At 69.9% G+C, this 1,689-nt stretch carries 2 protein-coding genes and 1 pseudogene; 2 read left to right on the top strand and 1 reads right to left on the bottom strand.

Going from position 1 to position 1,689, the window contains the following annotated elements:
- Positions 1–411 (bottom strand): transposase (locus IEY89_RS40080; protein WP_229695743.1); only part of this gene is annotated, 411 nt, incomplete at its 3' end.
- A gap of 339 nt (positions 412–750) precedes the next feature.
- Between IEY89_RS40080 and IEY89_RS40075 the strand changes: the two genes are divergently transcribed.
- Together IEY89_RS40075 and IEY89_RS42195 are read left to right on the top strand one after the other, a co-directional pair.
- Positions 751–1,512 (top strand): GNAT family N-acetyltransferase, encoded by a 762-nt coding sequence (locus tag IEY89_RS40075; RefSeq protein ID WP_189152443.1) that lies wholly within the window; start codon positions 751–753, stop codon positions 1,510–1,512.
- A 36-nt stretch (positions 1,513–1,548) separates the two neighbouring features.
- Positions 1,549–1,632 (top strand): annotated as a pseudogene (locus IEY89_RS42195) (GNAT family N-acetyltransferase); the annotation flags it as partial.
- Between the last annotated feature and the right edge of the window lie 57 nt (positions 1,633–1,689).

Raw genomic sequence — 1,689 nt, 5'->3', positions numbered from 1 at the left:
TCGAATGACGTCCATCGCCGCCGCCGTCCTCACCCTGGAGCGGCAACGCTGAAACAGCTCAGTTATTGAAATACGGGCCCCTGCGGTGCCGGAGTACTGCCTTTGGACTCCGGCGGAGGTAGTGCCCTTCTTCAGGAACCCGGTGTCGTCGATGATCAGTACCCCGTCGGGGCAGCCGAGTTGTTCGGCGATGTAGGTCTGCAGGTCATCGCGGATGTCGTCGGGGTTCCAGCGAGCGCGGGAGAGCAGGTGCTGCAGGCCGTCGGGGGTGGAGTGGCCGGCGTGTTCGGCGAGTTGCCAGCTGTTCTTGCGGGCCACTGGGGCGAGTAGTGCGCGCACGTAGTCCCGCATGCGGCGGCGTGGTTCGACGCGGCCGAAGTGGTGCCCGATGGTGGTGAAGAGGTGGTCCAGGTCGCGGTCCCAGGTCTCGGCTGCCTGTTCGGTGATCACAACCCGAGGCTTCCCAGAGCCCGGGACGACCTTGCCGTCGTGGGCACTCCTTCGAGGGGTGTGCGGGCAGAAGCCGTCCGTGACAGCGTCTTGCCCGCTACACTCCCACCGCTCGACGTTTCCCCAGGTCAAGCCACGAAGTACTGCTGGAGTATTAGTTCACGCACGACCCGACGAGGGCGCCGGAACGTTTCCACGCGAACTGAGCGCGCGGCTCAGCCGATCCACCGCTCAGCAACCGGCTCGCGGCCACGAAAAATCCCTACCCGCGCCGCCGCCCCGCCCCCCTATCGTGCCCCCATGGAACTGAAGGTCTCCTCCCTCGCCGAGCGGCCCGAGATGCTCGGGCCGGTGCTCGACATGCCCGACAGCTGGCCGGTGTTCGTCACTCAGGATCCGGTGGGCAACGCCCACTACGGGCGGATCCCCGCGGAACTGCCGGAGTACGTGCTGTTCGCGGAGGACGAGCACGGTGAGGTCCTCGCGCACGCCTACAGCGTGCCGTTCGCCCTGCGTGCCGAGGGCCGGGGCGAGCTGCCCGCCCGTGGCTGGGACCAGGTCCTGGTGTGGGCGTTCTCCGACCTGCGGCGCAGGGTGCGGCCCGACACGGTCAGCGCGATCTCGATCGTGGTCGCCCCGCACGCCCAGGGCCTCGGCCTGTCCGGGCGGATGCTCGCCGCGATGCGGGACAGCGCCCGCGCGAAGGGCTTCACCGAGGTCGTCGCCCCGGTCCGCCCGAACGCCAAACACCTCGAACCGCACACCCCCATCGACGAGTACGCGCACCGGGTACGGGACGACGGGCTGCCGTACGACCCGTGGCTGCGGGTGCACGTCCGGGCCGGGGCGAGCATCGAGCGGGTGGCGCCGGCGTCGATGACGGTGGCCGGATCGCTCGCGGAGTGGCGCCGCTGGACGGGGCTGCCCTTCGACACCCGGGGCGACATCGAGGTGCCCGGCGCGCTGGTACCGGTGCGCTGCGAGCCGGAGCGCGACTGCGCGGTGTACGTCGAGCCCAACGTGTGGCTGCGGCACCCGCTCCGACCGGCGCCGCCCGCCTGAGAGGGCGGGCCCGATGGCATCCCCCTGATACTCGGCATGCTCGACAGCTGTGTGGAGTGGCTGGTCGCGCAGGGGCGCACGGGGCAGTGGGGGACGACGCCCCTCTCGGAGCGCCCGAAGAGGCACTGTCACGTTGGCTGACTGGTGGGATGATCTTCTGGTTGATCAGGCTGGGAG

The organism is Streptomyces lacrimifluminis (genome assembly GCF_014646095.1).
Taxonomy (GTDB): Bacteria; Actinomycetota; Actinomycetes; order Streptomycetales; family Streptomycetaceae; genus Streptomyces; species Streptomyces lacrimifluminis.
Note: the sequence above shows the minus strand (reverse complement) of the source record. Positions and strands in the feature narration are given on the sequence as shown.